This is a genomic window from Streptomyces sp. x-80 (genome assembly GCF_046549095.1).
Classification (GTDB): Bacteria; Actinomycetota; Actinomycetes; order Streptomycetales; family Streptomycetaceae; genus Streptomyces; species Streptomyces celluloflavus.
In genome coordinates, this window is the sequence record NZ_JAJPWM010000001.1 from 142,778 (window position 1) to 161,041 (window position 18,264).

Annotated in this window: 13 protein-coding genes; 7 read left to right on the plus strand and 6 right to left on the minus strand. The window is 71.7% G+C overall.

The window, feature by feature from the left end; translation table 11 throughout:
- Positions 1 to 111: 111 nt before the first annotated feature.
- The 4 genes from ACLJWH_RS00610 (at position 112) to ACLJWH_RS00625 (ending at position 4,891) form a co-directional block, all read left to right on the plus strand.
- Entirely contained in the window at positions 112 to 888 is a 777-nt protein-coding gene (locus tag ACLJWH_RS00610; protein WP_411139511.1) for a response regulator transcription factor, read from the plus strand.
- Positions 878 to 2,767 carry a sensor histidine kinase gene (locus ACLJWH_RS00615; protein WP_411139512.1) on the plus strand — a complete coding sequence of 630 codons (1,890 nt, stop codon included), beginning with the start codon at positions 878 to 880 and terminating at the stop codon, positions 2,765 to 2,767. Before ACLJWH_RS00610 ends, ACLJWH_RS00615 begins: the two co-directional genes overlap by 11 nt.
- A gap of 194 nt (positions 2,768 to 2,961) precedes the next feature.
- On the plus strand, positions 2,962 to 3,753 hold the full coding sequence (locus ACLJWH_RS00620; protein WP_411139513.1) for a Pr6Pr family membrane protein: 792 nt from the start codon (positions 2,962 to 2,964) through the stop codon (positions 3,751 to 3,753).
- 463 nt (positions 3,754 to 4,216) lie between these two features.
- Positions 4,217 to 4,891 (plus strand): HdeD family acid-resistance protein, encoded by a 675-nt coding sequence (locus ACLJWH_RS00625; RefSeq protein WP_411139514.1) that lies wholly within the window; start codon positions 4,217 to 4,219, stop codon positions 4,889 to 4,891.
- Positions 4,892 to 5,314: 423 nt separating this feature from the next.
- Here ACLJWH_RS00625 and ACLJWH_RS00630 read toward each other — a convergent pair whose 3' ends face one another.
- Positions 5,315 to 6,949, minus strand: a complete 1,635-nt coding sequence (locus ACLJWH_RS00630; RefSeq protein ID WP_411139515.1) for an ABC-F family ATP-binding cassette domain-containing protein — start codon at positions 6,947 to 6,949, stop codon at positions 5,315 to 5,317.
- Positions 6,950 to 7,475: 526 nt separating this feature from the next.
- Between ACLJWH_RS00630 and ACLJWH_RS00635 the strand changes: the two genes are divergently transcribed.
- Positions 7,476 to 10,868 carry a HelD family protein gene (locus ACLJWH_RS00635; protein ID WP_411139516.1) on the plus strand — a complete coding sequence of 1,131 codons (3,393 nt, stop codon included), beginning with the start codon at positions 7,476 to 7,478 and terminating at the stop codon, positions 10,866 to 10,868.
- 232 nt (positions 10,869 to 11,100) lie between these two features.
- On the opposite strand, the gene ACLJWH_RS00640 is transcribed toward ACLJWH_RS00635, so the two are convergent.
- From ACLJWH_RS00640 to hcp, 3 genes are all read right to left on the minus strand, one after another.
- Positions 11,101 to 11,490 carry a cupin domain-containing protein gene (locus ACLJWH_RS00640; protein ID WP_411139517.1) on the minus strand — a complete coding sequence of 130 codons (390 nt, stop codon included), beginning with the start codon at positions 11,488 to 11,490 and terminating at the stop codon, positions 11,101 to 11,103.
- A gap of 93 nt (positions 11,491 to 11,583) precedes the next feature.
- Complete coding sequence (locus ACLJWH_RS00645; RefSeq protein ID WP_411139518.1) at positions 11,584 to 12,684, minus strand: 2Fe-2S iron-sulfur cluster-binding protein; 1,101 nt, start codon at positions 12,682 to 12,684, stop codon at positions 11,584 to 11,586.
- Positions 12,681 to 14,345 carry a hydroxylamine reductase gene (gene hcp / locus ACLJWH_RS00650; protein ID WP_411139519.1) on the minus strand — a complete coding sequence of 555 codons (1,665 nt, stop codon included), beginning with the start codon at positions 14,343 to 14,345 and terminating at the stop codon, positions 12,681 to 12,683. The genes ACLJWH_RS00645 and hcp overlap by 4 nt, the downstream gene beginning before the upstream one ends.
- Positions 14,346 to 14,492: 147 nt before the next feature.
- On the opposite strand from hcp, the gene ACLJWH_RS00655 reads away from it, so the two are divergent.
- Positions 14,493 to 15,188, plus strand: a complete 696-nt coding sequence (locus tag ACLJWH_RS00655; protein WP_411139520.1) for a Crp/Fnr family transcriptional regulator — start codon at positions 14,493 to 14,495, stop codon at positions 15,186 to 15,188.
- A 171-nt stretch (positions 15,189 to 15,359) separates the two neighbouring features.
- On the opposite strand, the gene ACLJWH_RS00660 is transcribed toward ACLJWH_RS00655, so the two are convergent.
- Entirely contained in the window at positions 15,360 to 16,109 is a 750-nt protein-coding gene (locus tag ACLJWH_RS00660; protein WP_411139521.1) for a thioesterase II family protein, read from the minus strand.
- Positions 16,110 to 16,376: 267 nt separating this feature from the next.
- Here ACLJWH_RS00660 and ACLJWH_RS00665 point away from each other — a divergent pair, with 267 nt between their 5' ends.
- A complete protein-coding gene (locus ACLJWH_RS00665; RefSeq protein ID WP_411139522.1) occupies positions 16,377 to 17,168 on the plus strand; it encodes a SpcZ in 792 nt (263 codons plus the stop codon).
- A gap of 161 nt (positions 17,169 to 17,329) precedes the next feature.
- On the opposite strand, the gene ACLJWH_RS00670 is transcribed toward ACLJWH_RS00665, so the two are convergent.
- Complete coding sequence (locus ACLJWH_RS00670) at positions 17,330 to 18,205, minus strand: TauD/TfdA dioxygenase family protein (RefSeq protein ID WP_411139523.1); 876 nt, start codon at positions 18,203 to 18,205, stop codon at positions 17,330 to 17,332.
- Between the last annotated feature and the right edge of the window lie 59 nt (positions 18,206 to 18,264).

Genomic DNA, 18,264 nt, shown 5'->3' on the forward strand with positions numbered 1-18,264 from the left:
GATGGCAAGCATCGCGATGACTTGTCAGAAAGCTGTCAGGAACTCATGGTGTGCTCATAGGGGTCGCGCACGGCCGCCCCGGGCGGCGCACGGTATTCCTAGACTCACCGCATGTGTGCACGTGTGGTCGTCGCCGAGGACGACGGGAAACAGGCGGATCTGGTCCGCCGCTATCTGGAACACGAGGGCCACGACGTGGTCGTGGTGTACGACGGTGCGACGGCGCTCGCGGAACTCCGGCGCCGGCTGCCCGACCTGCTGATCCTCGACGTGATGATGCCGTTCGTCGACGGTCTCGACGTGTGCCGGACCGTGCGCGCCGAGGCGGGCCTCGCCGCCCTGCCGGTGCTGATGCTGACCGCCCGTTCCGCCGAGGACGACCTGCTGCTCGGCCTGGACCTGGGCGCGGACGACTACCTGCGCAAACCGTCCAGCCCGCGCGAACTGGTGGCCCGCGCCCGGTCCCTGCTGCGGCGCGGCGGCCGCGCGGGCACGGGCGGGGGCGTGGTCGTGCCGGACCCCGTACTGCGGGTCGGGCCGCTGACCGTGGACCCCGGGCGCCACGAGGTGTGGGCCCACGACCGCCGTATCCACTGCACACCGGGCGAGTTCCGGCTCCTGGAGGTGCTGGCATCGCGGCCGGGACAGGTTTTCAGCCGGGCGCAGATCCTGGAGCAGCTGCACGGCTTCGACCGCTACCTCAACGTCCGGACCGTGGACATGCACGTCATGAACCTTCGCAAGAAGATCGAACAGGACCCGCGCAGAGCTCGCCGGCTGGTGACGGTATACGGCTTCGGCTACAAACTCGTCGGCAAGGAGCCGCCCGCCGACCGGGCGGACCCCGGCCCCGCCACCGGCCGGAGGAACCCGGACCATGGGCTCTGACCCGAACCGGACCGGCGGCGATCCGGCAGCCAAGTCCCGCCGCCGCACGGCCCGTTGGCGCATCATGCCGAAACCGCCGCGCCGTGAGGTACCGCTGCGCCACAGTCTGCTGCTGCGGCTGCTGGCGGTGTCCGTGGTCGTGTCCGTCTGCTCGGTCGCCGCCACCGCGTATGTCGTCGTCCAGATGACGGCCGTCGCGATCCGCGAGGAACAGGGCCAGGCGCTGGCCGACGACGCCAAGGCGTACGACGCGCTGCTCGGCTACGCGGCCCGGCATCCGGACTGGTCGGACGTGAGCGGCACGGTGGCCGCGCTCGCCCGCAGGACGGGCCACCGCATGGTGCTGACCGTCCGGGGCCACCCGCGGCCGGTCGCCGACTCCGACCCGGAACCCGGTGTACCGTTCCGGCCGCCCGCCAAGCCCACTGCCGTCATCGACCCGCTCTCCGTCGACCCCGACCTGCTGCCCCGCTCGGCGAGCGACCGGATCGACCCGCGTGCGGCGGGACCGTTCCTGCTGCCCAGGGACGAACGCGACATGCTCGACGTCCTCGCCTCGCGCCTCCAGGCATGCCTACAGAGGACGGCCGGTGCCGACACCCGTATCGAGCGGGGGCCGAGCGGGCGGCCCCGGCTGCTGCCGGCCGGTGTGAGCGCCACCTCCGGGTGCCCGACCACGGCGCTCGCCGAGCCGACCCCCACCGAGACGAAGGCGCTGTCCGCGCTGAGTACCCTCGTCAACACCTGCCTCGCCCACCGCGGCGTGCCCGCCGTGACCCTGTCGCTCGACGCCGGCGGCAGGCCGGTGGCCGCGGGGCGCTGGTCCGGCGGGACCCAGGTCCCCTCGTGCGTCGCCGCCGGCCGCGCGGAACAACTCGCCCCGTACGTCGCGCCCGCCGCGCAGCTGTACGTCGCCAGTCCGGGCCGCGCCGCGACCACCTTCTTCGCCCTGTCCCCGGCCAACAAGGCGCGGATCGCCGGGAGCGCGGCGCTGGTGCTGCTGGTGACCGTCGCCGTCACCGTCCTGGCCGGCATCCGGCTGGTGCGTCCGCTGCGCGCGCTGACCGCCGCGGTGCAGCGGCTGGCGGAGGGTGACGCGTCCGCCCAGGTGCGGGTGACCGGCGGTGACGAGATCGGCCGGCTGTCGGTCGCCTTCAACTCGATGGCCGGGCGGCGCGCGGAGCTCGAACGGCTGCGCAAGGCGATGGTCAGCGATGTGGCGCACGAGCTGCGCACGCCGCTGAGCAACATCCGGGGCTGGCTGGAGGCGGCGGAGGACGGCGTCGTCGACAATGACGGGGACCTGCTGGCCTCCGTACTCGAAGAGGCGCTGCTGCTTCAGCACATCATCGACGACCTGCGCGATCTGGCGGCGGCCGACGCGGGCGAGCTGCGGCTGTGGAAGGTGCCGGTGCAGGTCGCGGACGTGCTGGCGCAGACCGCGAACGCCCACCGCGCCGACGCGGACGCCGGTGGCGTGACGCTCACCGTCACCGCCGCCGACGAAACGCTCATCGACGCGGACCCGGTCCGGCTGCGGCAGATGACCGGCAACCTGGTCTCCAACGCGATCCGGCACACACCCCGCGGCGGCACGGTGACCCTGCACTCCCGGGCGGCGGACGGGACCGTACGGATCGACGTGGCCGACACGGGTGCGGGCATCGCGCCGGACGAACTCCCGCACGTCTTCGACCGTTTCTGGCGCGCCGAGAAGTCCCGCAGCAGGCAGACCGGCGGCAGCGGCCTCGGCCTGTCGATCGTGCGCAAACTCGCGGAGACGCACGGTGGCACCGTCACGGCGCGCAGCACCCCGGGCGTGGGCTCCGTCTTCCGGCTCACCCTTCCGCTGCTCCCGCGGACGGTCGACGACGGCTGACGGCGACGGGCCCGGCGGCGGCCCGGACGGACCACGGTGCCGTCCGGGCCGCCGCCGCAGCGGTGTGCCGGGCGCCGATCAGGCAGCCACGGCGGCCGGTTCACGGCCTGGAGAGTGCGCCGCCGCACAGCGGTGGCCGACGCGCGGTACGTCGGCACGGAGGCCGTCTCGGAGCCGGGCCGTACGGTGGACCAATGCTTGATCCGAAACCCGCCACCACTCCCACGGCCCTTGCCGCTTCCGCCGAGTCCGTGGCCCGGCCCGGCCTCCCCGAAGATCCGGCCGCCCGCACACCCTCCTCAGGAGGCCGCCGCCCTGTCGCGGCGGCCTTCCGGGCGCTCGCGGCCCTGACCGGGGTCACCGGCATCGTCCTGGACACGATCGCCTCCCATGATCTGGGCCGTCTCTTCAGCTACTTCACGATCCAGTCCAACATCCTGCTGGCCGTCGTCTTCGCCTGGTCCGCCCACCGGGCCTGGACCGGGCGTCCCGCCCTCTCGCCGCGGATCACCGGCGCAGCGCTGCTCTACATCTGCATCACCGGGCTCGTCTTCCACTTCGTCCTGTCGAACGACTCCAGTGGCTTCTCCATGACCAGCCACCGAACGCCCCTCGAAACGGCCGCCAGCCAACTCCTCCACACCGCGACCCCCCTTGCCGCCGTTCTCGACTGGCTCGTCCTCACCGCCCCCGGCGCCTTCCTGCTCCGCCACGCCGGGCAGTGGCTCGCCTATCCCTTCTTGTACCTTCCCTTCGCCCTCATCCGCGGCGCCCTCCTCGCCCCCGGCACCGATGGCCGTTACCCCTATCCCTTCCTCGATGTCGACCTCCAGGGCTATGCCGGTATCGCCACCAACACCGTCGTCTTCGGCCTGGCCTTCTACGTCCTGGCCCTCGCCCTCGTCCTCCTCGACCGCATACGCCCCCACCTTCGCCGCCCCCGGAGCCGGATGTCGTCCATGGGCCCCGGCCCGCTGGACGGCTGACGCCAAGGGGTGCGCAGCACGCACGTCAGGGGCGAGGAAGCCCGAGGAGTGGGACGTCAGCGTTCCCTTCTTCCGGCCGGGGCGCCGGGGCGCCGGCCGCGACGGTCCGGCAGAACCGGCAGCGCACAGGGCAAGGCCGAGGCCGTGCAGGCCCTCGCGATCGCATCGAGCGCCATCGGGCCGGCCGGGAGGACGGGATCCCGCGCAAGGTGATCGGCCGGATCCTGTGCGTGCTGCCGGTTCTCCGCTAGATGCTGCCGGTTCTCCGCCTGCCGGCCTGGTGGGAAGCGGCGCCGGTACCGGACCGGATGGTGACGGACCGGTGACGGAGGGAACGCGGTAAGTACCCGGGACGGGCGTCTTCCCGCGCGCGACGAAGCGCTCCCCGAGCGGGACGGGGCTGACGGGGTGACGATGGAAGCGTCCGTATCGACCGTGCTGATCCATGAGAGAGGTGGGAGGTATGACAGACCCCTCCACAGCCTCGGGCGACAGCCCGCCGCAACCCCGAGCCACCTCGGCGGAGGGCGAAGCCCTGGGCATCCTGGCCAACCTCGGCTGGCAGACCCTGTTCACCATCGGCCTGGCGTCGATCGCCCTGGGTGTGGTCGTCCTGGTGTGGCCGGGCAAGACCCTGCTCGTCGTCGGCATCGCCTTCGGCGCCTACCTGTTGGTCAGCGGTGTCTTCCAACTGGCCAGCGCCTTCGGCTCACACGTTCCCGGGCATCTGCGGGCACTGCACTTCATCACAGGCGCGATCAGCGTGCTCCTCGGACTCATCTGCTTCCGGGGCACCATGCAGTCGATCCTGTTGCTCGCCCTCTGGATCGGCTTCGGCTGGCTGCTGCGCGGCATCCTGATGACCGCGGCCGCCGGTTCGGCACCCGGAGCGCCCGCACGTGGCTGGCAGCTCTTCGTGGGCATCATCACCCTGCTCGCAGGCATCGTGCTGATCATTTCGCCGTTCGGCTCGATCGCCGCGCTCACGTTGGTGACGGGCATCATGGCCATCGTCCTGGGCATCGCGGAGGTGGCCAACGCCATCCGTCTGCGTATGGCCATCGGACGCGGCACCAAGGGCACCACCACCAAGCACCGGCGGTCCATGTTCCAGCCACGCCCGCACCCGCAGCACTGACACCCCGACGCCCGCCGCAGGCCGATGGCCCGATACCCCATCGGTCTGCGGCAGCGTGCCGGTCCGGGCTGTCCGGCCGGCGGGTGCGGAGCGTCCTTGAGGGGCCGTTCCGCCCGGCCGCGCCGATGGCCCGGCGTCGGGAAGTGCCCGGCGTCCGGGTGCGGTTGCGCCGGGAATTGCTGCGATCAGGGACTCATGTGTGGTGGCGTCGAGCGTCACCGCGGTGTCCTTGGGGCGGGCGGGGCCGGGTGAGATCTCCGGCTCCGCCCGCCCTGACCTCGTCCGCCGAGGGTGCGGACGAGGTCAGGGCGAGGTCGTGGGCGTGCAGGGCGTGCCGGGGCATGGAGTCCGTCCCACGTGACCGGTGCTCGGCCCGTGGGGCGGAACGCCTCGGGCGCGGACCGGGCCTGACGCGCCGGCGGCTCACACCTCAGGGGCTCCCGTCTCCGTCAGCTCGCCGGCGGTCAGCCGCAGCCACCGGTTCACGCGGATCTCGCGGAGGAACCGCTCATCGTGGCTGACCACCACGAAGGCACCCTGATAGGAGTTCAGCGCGCTCTCCAGCTGGCCCGCGCTGATCAGGTCCAGGTTGTTCGTCGGCTCGTCCAGGAGCAGCAGGTGCGGGGCGGGTTCCGCGCACAGTACGCAGGCCAGGGTGGCGCGCAGCCGCTCGCCGCCGGAGAGCACCCCGACGGGCAGATGGGCGCGGGCACCACGGAAGAGGAAACGGGCGAGCAGGTTCATCCGCTCGGCCTCCGGCCGCTCCGGGGCGAAGGCGGCGAAGTTCTCGGCGACCGTACGGTCCAGGTCCAGCAGGTCGAGGCGCTGCGAGAGGTGGGCGACGCGTCCGTCGGCCCGCTTGAGCTCGCCGCTGTGTGGTGTCAGATCGCCGTTGAGCAGACGCAGCAGCGTGCTCTTGCCGGCACCGTTGGGGCCGGCCAGGGCGATACGCTCCGGGCCCCGTACGGTCAGGTCGACGCCCTGGCCGGCGAACACCTCCTTGTCGCCGAGCCGGACGCCGAGCTGTTCACCGAGGAACAGGTTGCGTCCGGCGGGCACGTGGGTGTCCGGCAGGTCCAGCGTGATGCGCTGCTCCTCGCGCAGCGCGCGCCCGGCCTCGTCCAGCCGGGCCTTCGCGTCGCCGACCCGGCCGGCGTGCAGCTGGCCTGCCCGGCCCGCGGACTCCTGCGCGCCCCGCTTCATGTTGCCGGCGAAGATACGGGGCAGACCGGCGCTCTTCAGGTTGCGCGCGGCGTTGCTCTGCCGACGCTCGGCGCGCTCACGGGCCTGCTGCATCTCCCGCTTCTCCCGCTTCAGTTCCTGTTCGGCGTTGCGGACGTTCTTCTCGGCGACGTCCTGCTCGGCCCGCACGGCCTGCTCGTACTCGGTGAAGTTGCCGCCGTGGAAGGACAGTTCGCCGCGGTGGAGTTCGGCGATGCGGGCCATGCGGTCGAGCAGGGCGCAGTCATGGCTGACCAGGAGCAGGCAGCCGTTGAAGTCCTCCAGCACGTCGTAGAGCTTGTGCCGGGCGTCGAGGTCGAGGTTGTTGGTGGGCTCGTCGAGCAGCAGCACGTCGGGCCGCTTCAGCAATTGGGCGGCGAGCCCGAGGGAGACGATCTGGCCGCCGCTGAGGGTGCCCAGGCTGCGGTCCAGGGCGAGGCCGGCGAGGCCGAGGCGGTCCAGCTGGGCGCGGGTGCGTTCCTCGATGTCCCAGTCGTCGCCGATGGCGGTGAAGTGCTTCTCGTCGACGTCCCCGGACTCCACCGCGTCGATGGCCCGGACGACCGCGGCGACGCCCAGCACCTCGGCGACCGTGAGATCGCTGGTCAGGGGGAGGCTCTGCGGGAGGTAGCCGAGGGTGCCGGTCACGGAGACCGACCCGCTGACGGGCCGCAGCTCACCGGCGATGAGCCTGAGGAGCGTGCTCTTGCCGGTGCCGTTGGGCGCGACGAGACCGGTGCGGCCGGAGCCGATGGTGAAGGAGAGATCCCGGAAGACGGGAGTGTCGTCGGGCCAGCTGAAGGACAGGTTCGAGCAGACGACGGAAACGCCGGACATGGAGATGACCTCGTGAGGACGGAGGCAGAAATGACACTTCTGCCTCGGCGGGCAGCAGACAAGAAGAAGGGGGAACGACAACGAGGCCACGACAGCGGTGCTTCCGCGCACCGGCCGGTGGCCAGTCGAGTCCGGGTATCACCCGGAGATGTCGTCGTCCACCACCATGTCCGGTCTCCTCCATACACGATCAACGTCTTCGCCACTGTAACAGCGGGTGTTGGACCGGAGGCGCGACGGGTCACCCGGCCTCTCCCGGACCACGGGCCGCGCCATGCTCCGCCGCCCGCACTGTTCCGCGGCAGCGGAGACGGCCCGCCGCGCGTCCGGTCGCAGCCGCGCCCGGGAGGCCCTTGGCGCCAGTACGAGAGAGGCCCCACGTACGACCCGGTGCGCGCCCGGCGGGCGGCGGCCGAGGAACTGACGTACTGACTGTTCGGCACCGTCCGGTCTCTGATAGTTGTTTCAGCGGGGTACGGGCACAGGTCCGTGGCGGTGTCCCTTCGGCACCGCAGGGAGGACATACATGAGCACCACCACTCGGGACGATGTCCTTGCCGTCGAGCAGGAGGCGGTGGACCACGCCTACGACTGCTATGCCGTGCGGCTGGCCGAGATGAGCGGAACGTCGGCCGCCATGGCGTCGGCGAGCGGCAAGGACGGCATCGCCAACCGGCTCGAAGTGGAGGCGCGGGCCGCCGCATATGACGGGCTCGGCGACGAGGCCCTCGTCTTCACCCGCGTCGACGTGCCGGAGGAACCCGGCGCGGCACCCCGCCCCTGGTACATCGGACGCCGAGGTGTGCAGGACGCCTCGAACGAGCCGGTGGTCCTGCTGTGGACCAGCCCGCTGGCGAAGAAGTGGCGGGAAGCCCGCCCCGAGAACCCGGGCGAGGTCGTCCTACGACGCCAACTGCGCTGTGTGCAGCGGGTGGTTGAAGGCTATTTCGACGAGATCGCTCCGCCGGTTTCCGAACCCGCCCCCACGTCCGTCCCGAAGCCCCGGCAGACCACCGACGGCGCCGGGACGGAGACTCCGCGCGAAGTCCCCACCCCGGTACGGAAGGAGCACCGCGAGCCGGCCCCCGCCCCTGGCGACACCGTCCGGCGCCGGCGCCCCAAACCGCTCCAGCCGGACGACTTCCTGCTGCGGGAACTCCAGCGCTCGCGCAGCGGCCGCATGCGGGACATCGTCGAAACCATCCGCCGTGATCAGATGGACCTGGTCACCGGCTCCCCCTCGGACGTCCTCGTCGTGCAGGGCGGCCCCGGCACCGGCAAATCCGCGGTCGGCCTCCATCGCGTCACCTGGCTGGTCAACAACGACCACTTCAAAGCCCAGGACATCCTCGTCATCGGCCCCCACCAGCGGTTCCTCGACTACGTCGGCCAGGTCCTCCCGACCCTCGGCACCCGTGACGTCAACGCCGTCCAGCTCAGCCGCCTGTGGGAGGGCGAGGTCCTCGGGACCGACTCCCCGCGGGCCCGGCTCGTGAAGCTGGACGAACGCATGGCGGCCGTTCTGCGGCGCCGGGTGGAGAACGACTACCGCCCCGAAGCCCTCGACGGCCTCACCGTCGCCCCCGCCTTCGAAGGCGACGAGCCGGCGGTCGTCGTCACCGCGGGGAGCACGACCCTGCGCGTACCACGGTCCGAGGTCCTCGCCCTCCTCGGCCAGGCCCATGACAGCGACGGACCCTACCGGGAACGCCGGGACCGCTTCCGGGGCCTGCTCGTCGACCGCCTCCTCCAGGAACTCGCCGTCATGGCGCCCCGGCGCGGGCAGGCCGGCACGATCCGCCGTGACCTGGAACGCAACCGCCGGGTCGAGCGCCTCATCGAACGCGTCTGGCCGTCACCGGGCCCCCGTGAGGCCCTGCGCAGCCTCTATGACTCGCCCGACCTCCTGCGCGGCTGCGCCGACGGCATCCTCGACGCGGACGAGCAGGCGGCTCTGCTGCGTGCCCGCGCCGCCAGCGCCGACGCCGACCCGTGGACTCTCGACGACCATGTCTGTCTCGAAGAGCTCCGGGTACTCATCAGCGGGGACACTCCGCGGCGCTACGGGCACATCGTCGTCGACGAGGCACAGGACCTCACCCCCATGCAGGCCCGCGCCTTACGGCGGCGCTGCGCCGCGGGCGGCTCCATGACCGTCCTGGGTGACCTGGCGCAGGCGACCGGCCCCCACATCCCGACGAGCTGGGACCGTATCGGCGCGCTGCTGTCCGACCACGGCGACTGGCGCGTGGCCGAACTGAACACGAGTTATCGCGTCCCCGCCGAGATCATGGAGTTCGTCGCCCCGCTCGCGCGGGCGGTCGCCCCGAATCTGCCCTACCCACAGGCCGTGCGGGAGGCGGGCGAGGACGCCGTACGGACGGTGGCGACCGAGCCGTGGAAGCTCCTCGACGACACGGTCACCCAGGTGTCCCGTCTGGTGGGTACCAGTGACGGAAGCACTCTCCGCTCCGTCGCCGTCATCGTCCCCGACGACTCGGACTGGCTGGACGCGATCAGCCGCAGAATCGACGAAGGCGGTGACATCGGTGAGCAGAACCGCGAGGCGGTGTCCGTTCTGGCCGCCACCCAGGCCAAGGGCATGGAATACGACCATGTCCTGGTCATCGAGCCCGCCACCATCGCCGACCGCGGTCCCGCCGGTCTGCGGCAGCTGTACGTGGCCCTGACCCGCAGCACCCAGAGCCTGACCGTCCTGCACACCGCCCCGCTCCCGGACGCACTCATCGGCTCCGGGGACAACGGGGAAGCGGCGGCAGCCGGTGCCCGGCCGGCAGATGCGCCGGCACGGCTGCCCCGGATCGGCACGGATGTCAGGGTCGAGGTCGTGGGCCGGGCCCCTGGCGGTCGCTACCGGGTCAAGCCCCTCTCCCCGGTGATCGACCGACCGCTGGTGCTCACCGTCCGCCACGGATCGGTTCTCCCGCAACAGGGCGAGAAGCTGGACTGCTGGGTGTTCGCGAACGAGACGAACCAGACCGTGCTCGCCGCCGACCAGCGCGGCAGGTCGCCCGTCTCGGAGCGGATGGCGGGGCGCTACAGCGCGGCACTGGACGTGCTCGGTGAGCTGATCGAGAACAACGGCGACGTGCCGGACGCCCGCAGCCGCCTCGCCGAGCTCCAGGGCATGGCCCACCGCATCCTCCGGCGGGACCAGGCCGACTGGGTCGACGTACTGCACCTGTTCGGCGAGCCGGGCAGGGACGAACTGGGCGTGCTGCGGGACCTCACCGCGACAACCCATCGCGCGCTCAAGGACGGCACCTTGGACGCGGGCCGTCTCAAGGACGATCTGGCTGCCTCCGGTTGGGCAGTGCCGCTCGCCGAAGCGCAACGGGTACTTCAGGCCCGCTTCGCCACCGAGGCGGGGGAGCACCCCGAGGACACGGCCCCCGTCGCCCCGCGGCACCCCGAACAGAAGGAAGAAGTACAGATGACCACCGCGGACACCACCTCCGCCGCACCGGCCCCGACCGCGAACGAAGGCTTCCTCCGCGCACTGGAGGCGGCCGCCGACGCCGACCGCACCTGCAAGAAGCACGAGGCGATCCGCCATGCGCTGAAATCGTCACTCCTCTGGGCGGATCTCCAGCCGACCGACTCACCGGTCGTCGACGTCAGCTGTGTCACCGAGCGCGGTCTCTTCCTCTACGAGGCCCTGGGAGCAGGCTGCTCCACCTATGCGGACCTCCGCTCAGGCGCGACCCGTCTGCTGGAGATCAACCACACGCTGCCCACACCGGCCGACGGCCTCTATCTGGTCCTCCCCGAACCCCCCGCCGACGAGTGGTCCGCGGATACCGTCCGTGACATCTTCCATGTTCACCTCATCTGGCGAAGCCCGGAAGGATGGGGCGGGAGGAACACGGACATCGCGCTGGGCTCCTCCGGGGCATGACCTCGACGAGATCGCCGGCAGAGTCCCGGTAGCGCGTCCAGGGGCGTGGCGACCGGACCGGGGGGCGGCCCCGGAGCTGGGCCGTCTGTCGATGCGGCCGGTCACAGCCCGTGGATCCGGCCAGGGCGGAGCGGCTGTCCCGGAGGGCTGTTCCCCCGGGACAGCCCGCGCTCCCGCCGGTCGTGCCGGGCTCGGCGGGAGCCACGGTGACGCGGTCGGCGGGTGGCACTCCTCAGGCGTGGTGACGGCCCTGGCAGCCGCAGCCCTGGGCGCCGGCACGTGGCAGGTCTTCGGTGAACTCGCTCTGGGAGAAGACGGCGAGGAGCGTGGCGTCCTCGCGGCCGGCGTTGGTGAGGGTGAGTTCCTTCCCCGCCAGCAGCATGGCGATGGTTCCTGGTGCCACCGTCCTGGAGCCGCAGCCGCAGGATGCTTCCACGACGCCTGCCAGGCCGGTGAGCAGCAGCTCGGACGCGCCGTGTCCGTGTGCCGGGATCGTGCCGCCCGCCGGGACCTGTATGCGCACCGCGGCGAGCGTCCGGAAGGGGCTGCCCTCGGGGTCGAGGCGCAGGGCGTGGCCCTGGGCGCCGGGGGTGTGGGTGGTGTCGATGCTGATGCCGAACACGAGAGTGTTCCTCTTCTCGTTTGGTGGAGTGTCTGACGGGGCGTGCCGGGGCTGTGGTGTGGCGGACCGCCCGGCCCGACCGGGGTGGGCGGGTCAGGCCGCGGAGGAGTTGAACTTCTCGCTCAGGATCCGGTCCGGGGCGAGGCGGTGGTCGGCGGCGGCCCGTTCGACGGCGTCGATGAGTCCGGGGGAGCCGCAGATGTACAGGTCCGGGTCGGTTCCGCCGCTCGTGCGGAGCTGCGCGAGGTCGGCGACGAGCGCGTCGATCATGCGGCCGTGCCGGTAGCCCACCCGGTCGACCGGTTCTTTGACCGAGAACACGGTTTCCAGTTGGGGCAGCTCGTCGCGCAGGGCCGATATCGCATCCGCCCCGCACAGCTGTGCCACGGTGTCCGCGCCGCTGTAGAAGCGCAGCGGGTGGCTCTCGCCGAACTCCGCCATGCGGCGGGCCATCGACAGCAACGGTGCCGTGCCGGTGCCGCCGGCCACGAACCAGCGCGGTCTCAGCCCGGTCTCGACGAGCCCGAACGCACCCTGCGGCCCGAGCACGGTGACGCTGTCGCCGGGCGTCGCACGGGTGTCGAGCCAGGTGGAGAAATGCCCGCCGGGGCGGAGCCGCACATAGAACTCCAGCTCGCCGTCCCAGTTGGGGGCGTTGGCGTACGAGTAGGCGCGGGACTCCTCGGTCTCGCCGGGGATGCGCAGCTGGGCGAACTGACCGGGCTCGAACTCGGCCCCGCTGCCGAGCTGCTCGTCCTCGTCGAGTTGCAGTACCAGGCGTACCAGATCACCGGTGAGGCGCTCCAGGGCGGAGACGGTGGCGGTGCGTTCGGTGAGCCGTCCGCCGAGGATCCGGGACCGTTCGTAGGGCAGGCTGACGGCCAGTGGTCCCTCGGCACAGGTGCGGCACAGCAGCGCGCCGCCGGCCTGTGCGCGCTCGGGGCTGAGCGCTTCTGGGCTGTGCGGCCCGAGGGTGTACGGACCGTCGGTGACGGTGACTGCGCAGGCGCCGCAGGTGCCCTTTCTGCACAGCGACGGCAGCAGGTACCCGGCGTCGGCGGCCGCGTCCAGGACGGACCGGCCCGGCAGGCACTCCGCCTCAAGGATCTCGCCGTCCAGCGTGGTCATGCGCAGGGGGACCGGCCCGCCCTCGGTGGGGGTGCGCGCCGTGCCGGGTGCCGGTGCGGCGGTCATCGGGTGGCCCCGAGGGCGTCGGCGAGATCCTTCTCCGCGCTTTCGCTGGTACGCAGCCCGAACCGCTCGCTGAGGAGGCGCCAGACGGGCTCGGTGACGAACGCCGGGACGGTGGGGCCGGTGCGGACGTTGCGCAGGCCCAGGTGGATGAGGGTGGCGAGGACCGCCAGGGCCTTCTGTTCGAACCAGGCCAGCACGATGGTGAGCGGCAGGTCGTTGATGTCCGTGTCGAGCGCGGCGGAGAGGGTCTCGGCGACCCGGAGCGCGGCGTAGGTGTCGTTGCACTGGCCGACGTCGAGCAGGCGCGGGAGGCCGCCCGGAGCGGTGCCGTGACTGAGCTTGTTGAAGCGGTATTTGTTGCAGCCGAGGGTGAGGATCACCGACTCCGCCGGGGTGGCGCGGGCGAGCTCCGTGTAGTAGTCGCGGCCGGGCGCGGCGCCGTCGCAGCCGCCGATCAGGAACATGTGGCGGATGTCGCCGGAGTGCACGGCGTGGACGATGTCCTCGGAGATCGACAGCAGTGCTTTCCGCCCGAACCCGATGGTGATCAGCTGTTCCGGTGCGGTCTCGGCGAAGCCGGGGGTGGCCTTGGCCGCGCGGACGACGGCCGTGAAGTCGTGGTCGGCGATGTGCCGCACGCCGGGCCAGCCGACCGGACCGGTGGTGAAGGTGCGGGTCCTGTACGCGGGCAGCGGCTCGACGAGGCAGTTGGAGGTCATCACGATCGGGCCGGGGAAGGCCGCGAAGTCCTGCTGCTGGTCCTGCCAGGCTCCGCCGTGGTTACCGGCAAGGTGCGGATACCTGCCGAGTTCGGGGTAGGCGTGCGCGGGCAGCATCTCGCCGTGCGTGTAGATCCGGATGCCGGTTCCCTCGGTCTGCTTGAGCAGCTCCAGCAGCTCGTCGAAACCGTGCCCGCTGGCCAGGATCGCCTTCCCGGCGACAGGCGACGTACGGACCTTGGTGGGGGAGGGCGTACCGAAGGTGCCCGTGTTGGCACTGTCGAGCAGCGCCATGACCTGAAGGTTCACCCGCCCCACTGCCCCCACGTGCGCGAGCAGATCCTCGATGTCGGTGGGCTCACCGGCCAGGTAGTCCAGTGCCGCCTCCATACCGGCGTCCACCTCGTCACTCTGGTACCCGATCACCCTGGCGTGGTGCAGGTATGCGGCGACCCCCTTGAGGGCGTACAGAACGAAGGCACGCAGGCCCACGACGTCCTCTCCGGCCAGCTCCACCCCGACCCTGATACCGGCCTGCCCGGCCTGCGCGAGCAGCCCGTCCACCTCGCCGGCGGGCTCGAACACGGCCGGGCCGCGCGGCCGCTCGGGGCGCCGGCCGGCCGCGAGGGCCGCTTCCTCATAACCGGCCCGCACCCGGTCACGCACCGCGGCCGCCTCGTGGATCAGCTTCACCAACCGGGCGGCGTTGAAGTTGACGTTGGTGAGGGTGGAGAACAGGCCGTACGCGACGACGGCGGAAGCCTCCCGGTCGACCGCGCCCAACGCCCGGCCGCGCACCGCGTACTGGGCGACCCCCTTGCACAGGTGCACGAGCAGGTCCTGGAGCGCCGCGGTGGTCTCGTCCTTGCCGCAGGTGCCCTTGGCGCGGCACCCGGGGGTCTCGCCGGTCCGGTCCGTCTGCTCGCACTGGTAACAGAACACGCTATTCCTCTGATCCTCGCTGGTCAGCACCGGATGTCCGGCCTGTCTGGCGGGCGCGGCTGTCGCGCCGACTTCCATGACGCTAAGGAAAAGCGGCTCATAGCGCCTTGACCTGGATCAAAAACCGCAAAATCTATACTTGACGGCATGCGCCAGCCCTTCCCCGTATCCGAGCTCGCCCGGATCCCACAGTTCAGCGAGATCGACACGGCCGACCTACGGCTCATCGCGGAGAGGGTTCGCACGGTCACCGCACGCAAGGGAGAGGTCCTCGTCGAGGCCGGGGACCTGCACCGCTGGTTCTACTTCGTGCGCCAGGGCCAGGTACAGCTGGTGGTGTCGGCAGCCACCGCGGAACAGAAGGTGATCTCACTGGTGTCGGCAGGACAGACCTTTGGGGACGCGCTGCTGTTCACCGGCCGCCCCTACCCGGTATCGGCGATCGCCCTCTCGCCCGCGACCCTTGTGGCCATCCCGCACGAACCGGTGCTCCGCCTCGCCCACCACAGCCCCGGCTTCGCGCTGCGGATGGCCGGCGGGCTGGCGCAACGGCTGCACCAACTGGTCTCCGACGTGGAGTCCTACGCACTCCACAACGGCACCCAACGAGTCCTGGCCTATCTGGAACGGCTGGCGGGCAGCGGCGACGACGGTCCGCCACGCGGATACCCGGTCCGGGTCGAACTGCCCACCGACAAGGGGATCATCGCGTCCCGGCTCAGCCTCAAGCCGGAGACCTTCTCCCGCATCCTGAGGGGGCTCTCCGACACCGGGACCCTCACGGTGGACGGCCGCCGCATCACCCTGATGAGGCCGCCGACCGCTGGTCCTGGACTGCTCTGAGCTGCCCACGTCAGCAGGGCCGGGGCCGGCACGGTGGCTGATGCTCCGTTTCCGCGCCGTAGGCGAAGGCCCTGCCCGGCCGCCGCCGGGCCGCCCGGTGACCACCGACGCGTCACGTGCCGGTGGCGGCGCTCCGTCGCCGGGCGCCGCCACCTGGCCGGGGCTGCGGTGTCAGACCGCCAGCTGCTGCGAGATCTTCCGCAGGATCGCCGGCTGGTGCCCGGTGAGGAAGAAGTGCCCGCCGGGGAAGACGTCCAGGTCGAACGCGCCGGTGGTGTGGGTCGCCCAGGCCCGCGCCTCGTCGAGTGTCGTCTTCGGGTCGTCGTCCCCGGTGAACACCGTCACCGGGCAGGTCAGTTCGGGGCCGGGACGGTAGACGTAGGTCTCGACGGCGCGGTAGTCCGCGCGGATGGCGGGCAGTGCCATCCGCAGGAGTTCCTCATCGTCCAGGATCCGGGAATCGGTGCCGCTCAGCTTGCGCACATCGGCCAGCAGCCCCTGGTCGTCGAGCAGATGCACGCTCTCGTGCCGGGGCCGGGACGGGGCCCGCCGCCCCGACGCGAACAGCCGCGACACCGGCTGCCCGGCCTGCTCCATCAGCCTGGCCAGTTCGAACCCGAGCGTCGCCCCCATGCTGTGCCCGAACAGCGCCATCGGGCGCCCCATCAGGGGCCGCAGAACGGTGAACAGCCGCCCGGCGAGTTCGTGGATGTCGTCGACGCAGCTCTCCTGTCTGCGGTCCTGCCGCCCCGGGTACTGGATGGCCAGCACCTCGACGGCGGGTGCGAGTGCGGTGGCGACGGGAAAGTAGAAACTGGCCGAGCCGCCCGCATGGGGCAGACACACGAGCTGCGGGGCGTTCTCGGCCGAAGCGGCGAAGCGCCGGATCCACAGACCGTTGTCGGTGTCGGTAACGCTCATAGCGGCAGCGATCCTCCGAAGAAGTAATGATCACCAGACGCTAAGCCCGCCGCGCCCGAACGGCCAACCCCTACCTCCCGGTTCGATTCCCCGACGGACCGGACCGGACAGGGCAGGGGGCTTCGCCTGCGGCGGCGGATACGGCAAGCTGCGGTGCAGGGCCGGGACGGGGGCGGGCAGGGGTGGGACAGGACCTGCGCGGCAGCCCGGAAGGCCGAAACCCGCGAACCGGGACGAAGTCGAGACATGAGACATGGAGAGCACCAAGTGAGCTGTTCCCCGGCCGCCGCCGAGGCGTTCCCGTACTTCCTCGCCCAGCTCGAAGCCGGTATGGCCGGCCGGGACGAGGACGATCCGGGGTCCCGCCCCCGTCCCGATCTGCCGGCCTGGGCAGCGCAGCTGGTCAGTGTGCTGTTCGACGGTCAGGATGCCGCCGCGGCGAGGGACTGGGCGCGGCGCGTGCACGGCGAACTCGGGCGTCTGGGCGGCCAGGTGCCCCTCGGCGTCGTGCACGACTGGCACGCCCGGGTCGTCGCGCCGATGCTCGCGGAGGCGAGCGCGCGGCACGGCGGGGCCACCGGGCCGCACCGGGCGGTGGGGCTGCTGCACACCCGGGCGCTGGCCGGCGAGCGGGTCGCCGAAGCGGACTGGACCGCGGCGCTGGAGCCGGCGCTGCGGGAGGTCTACCGCCACGCCTACGGCTACGCCGACGCCTGTGCCACGGCCCGCGCCCAGGCCCATGCCTACGCCATCGCCAACGGGTTCGGCGAGGAACGGGCCGTCGAGTTCGCCGAGACCTACGCCCAGCTCAACACCGGCGCCAACGCCCGGTCCTACGCCGACGCCAACGCCCTCGCGAACGCGCGGGCGCTGGCGGCCGCCTACGCGGCGGGGGATGCGCGCGCATACGCCCGGACCTATCCGTTCGCCCGCGTGCAGGCGTACGCCCACGCCCATGCCGGCCGGGACGGAGCGGCCGGCCAGGACGGGCGGCGCCGGGCGGCTTACGGGCGGCTCGCCGACGGGCTGGCCGACAGCCTGGCCCGGACCGCCGCCTGAGCCGGGCCGGGCCCGCCCTCCGTGCCGCCGGTGCCCGGTCCAGGGCACCGGCGGCAGGCGCCGTATCCACGGTCCGCCGGTGCGCCGGATGTTCCGGGCGTGTCGACGGCATGGTGCCTGCCGCGCGGTGCCGGGCCGACGGCGCCCCTGGCGCGCACCGCTCAGGCTTGCGGCCGGCCGCCGTTGATGGAGATCCGCCGGGCATGGCGGGAGTGCGGGTAGTAGTCCCATATCGCGTGGTGCTGTGTGCAGCGGTTGTCCCAGAAGACCAGGGTGTTGGGCGCCCAGCGGACGCGGCAGCTCAGCAGGGGCTCGCTGGCGACCAGGCCGAACAGCAGGTCGAGGAGTGCCCGGCTCTCGCCGCGCGACAGCTGCACGATGTGCGAGGTGAAACCCACGTTGACGTAGAGCAGTTTGCGGCCGGTCTCGGGATGGCGGACCACCACCGGGTGCTCGCTCTTCGGGACGACGTACTCGGGCGGCGGGGTGTAGCCCTGCCACGGGATCAGGCCGTCGTGCACGGCGGTCAGACCGTCGAGGAAGGACTTCATGGGCGGCGACAGCAGATCGTAGGCCAGGTGCATGTTGGCGAACAGGGTGTCGCCGCCGCTGCCGATCTCCGGTGTATGGGTGACGTAGAGCATCGAGCCGAGCGCGGGTTCGGCGTCGGCGGTGCCGTCGGAGTGCCAGTCCTCACCGGCCACGAAACGCGAATCCTTGGTGGCGGTGAGGTCGAGAACGGCCGGGTCGCCGTCGTCGGTACCGGTCAGCGGCATCTGGCGCAGCTCGCCGAAGTACCCGGCGAAACGCTTGTGGTCCGCGGGCGACAGCTCCTGGTCGCGGAAGACCAGCACATGGTGCTCCAGGAAGGCGCGCCGCACCTCGTCCCGCTGCTCGTCCGAGAGCTCCTTCGACAGGTCGAGGCCGGACACCTCGGCGCCGATCACCGGGGTCAGCGGATCGACCCCGATCGTGTCGTGGACCGCCCGCGGCCGCGTGGTGAGGCGCTCGACCGCATCCAGTGCGAACTGCTCCATTCCGTCCTCCTGAAGTGGGGTGGTGGTGCTGAGTGGGGTGAAGTGAGGGGAGTGGGCCG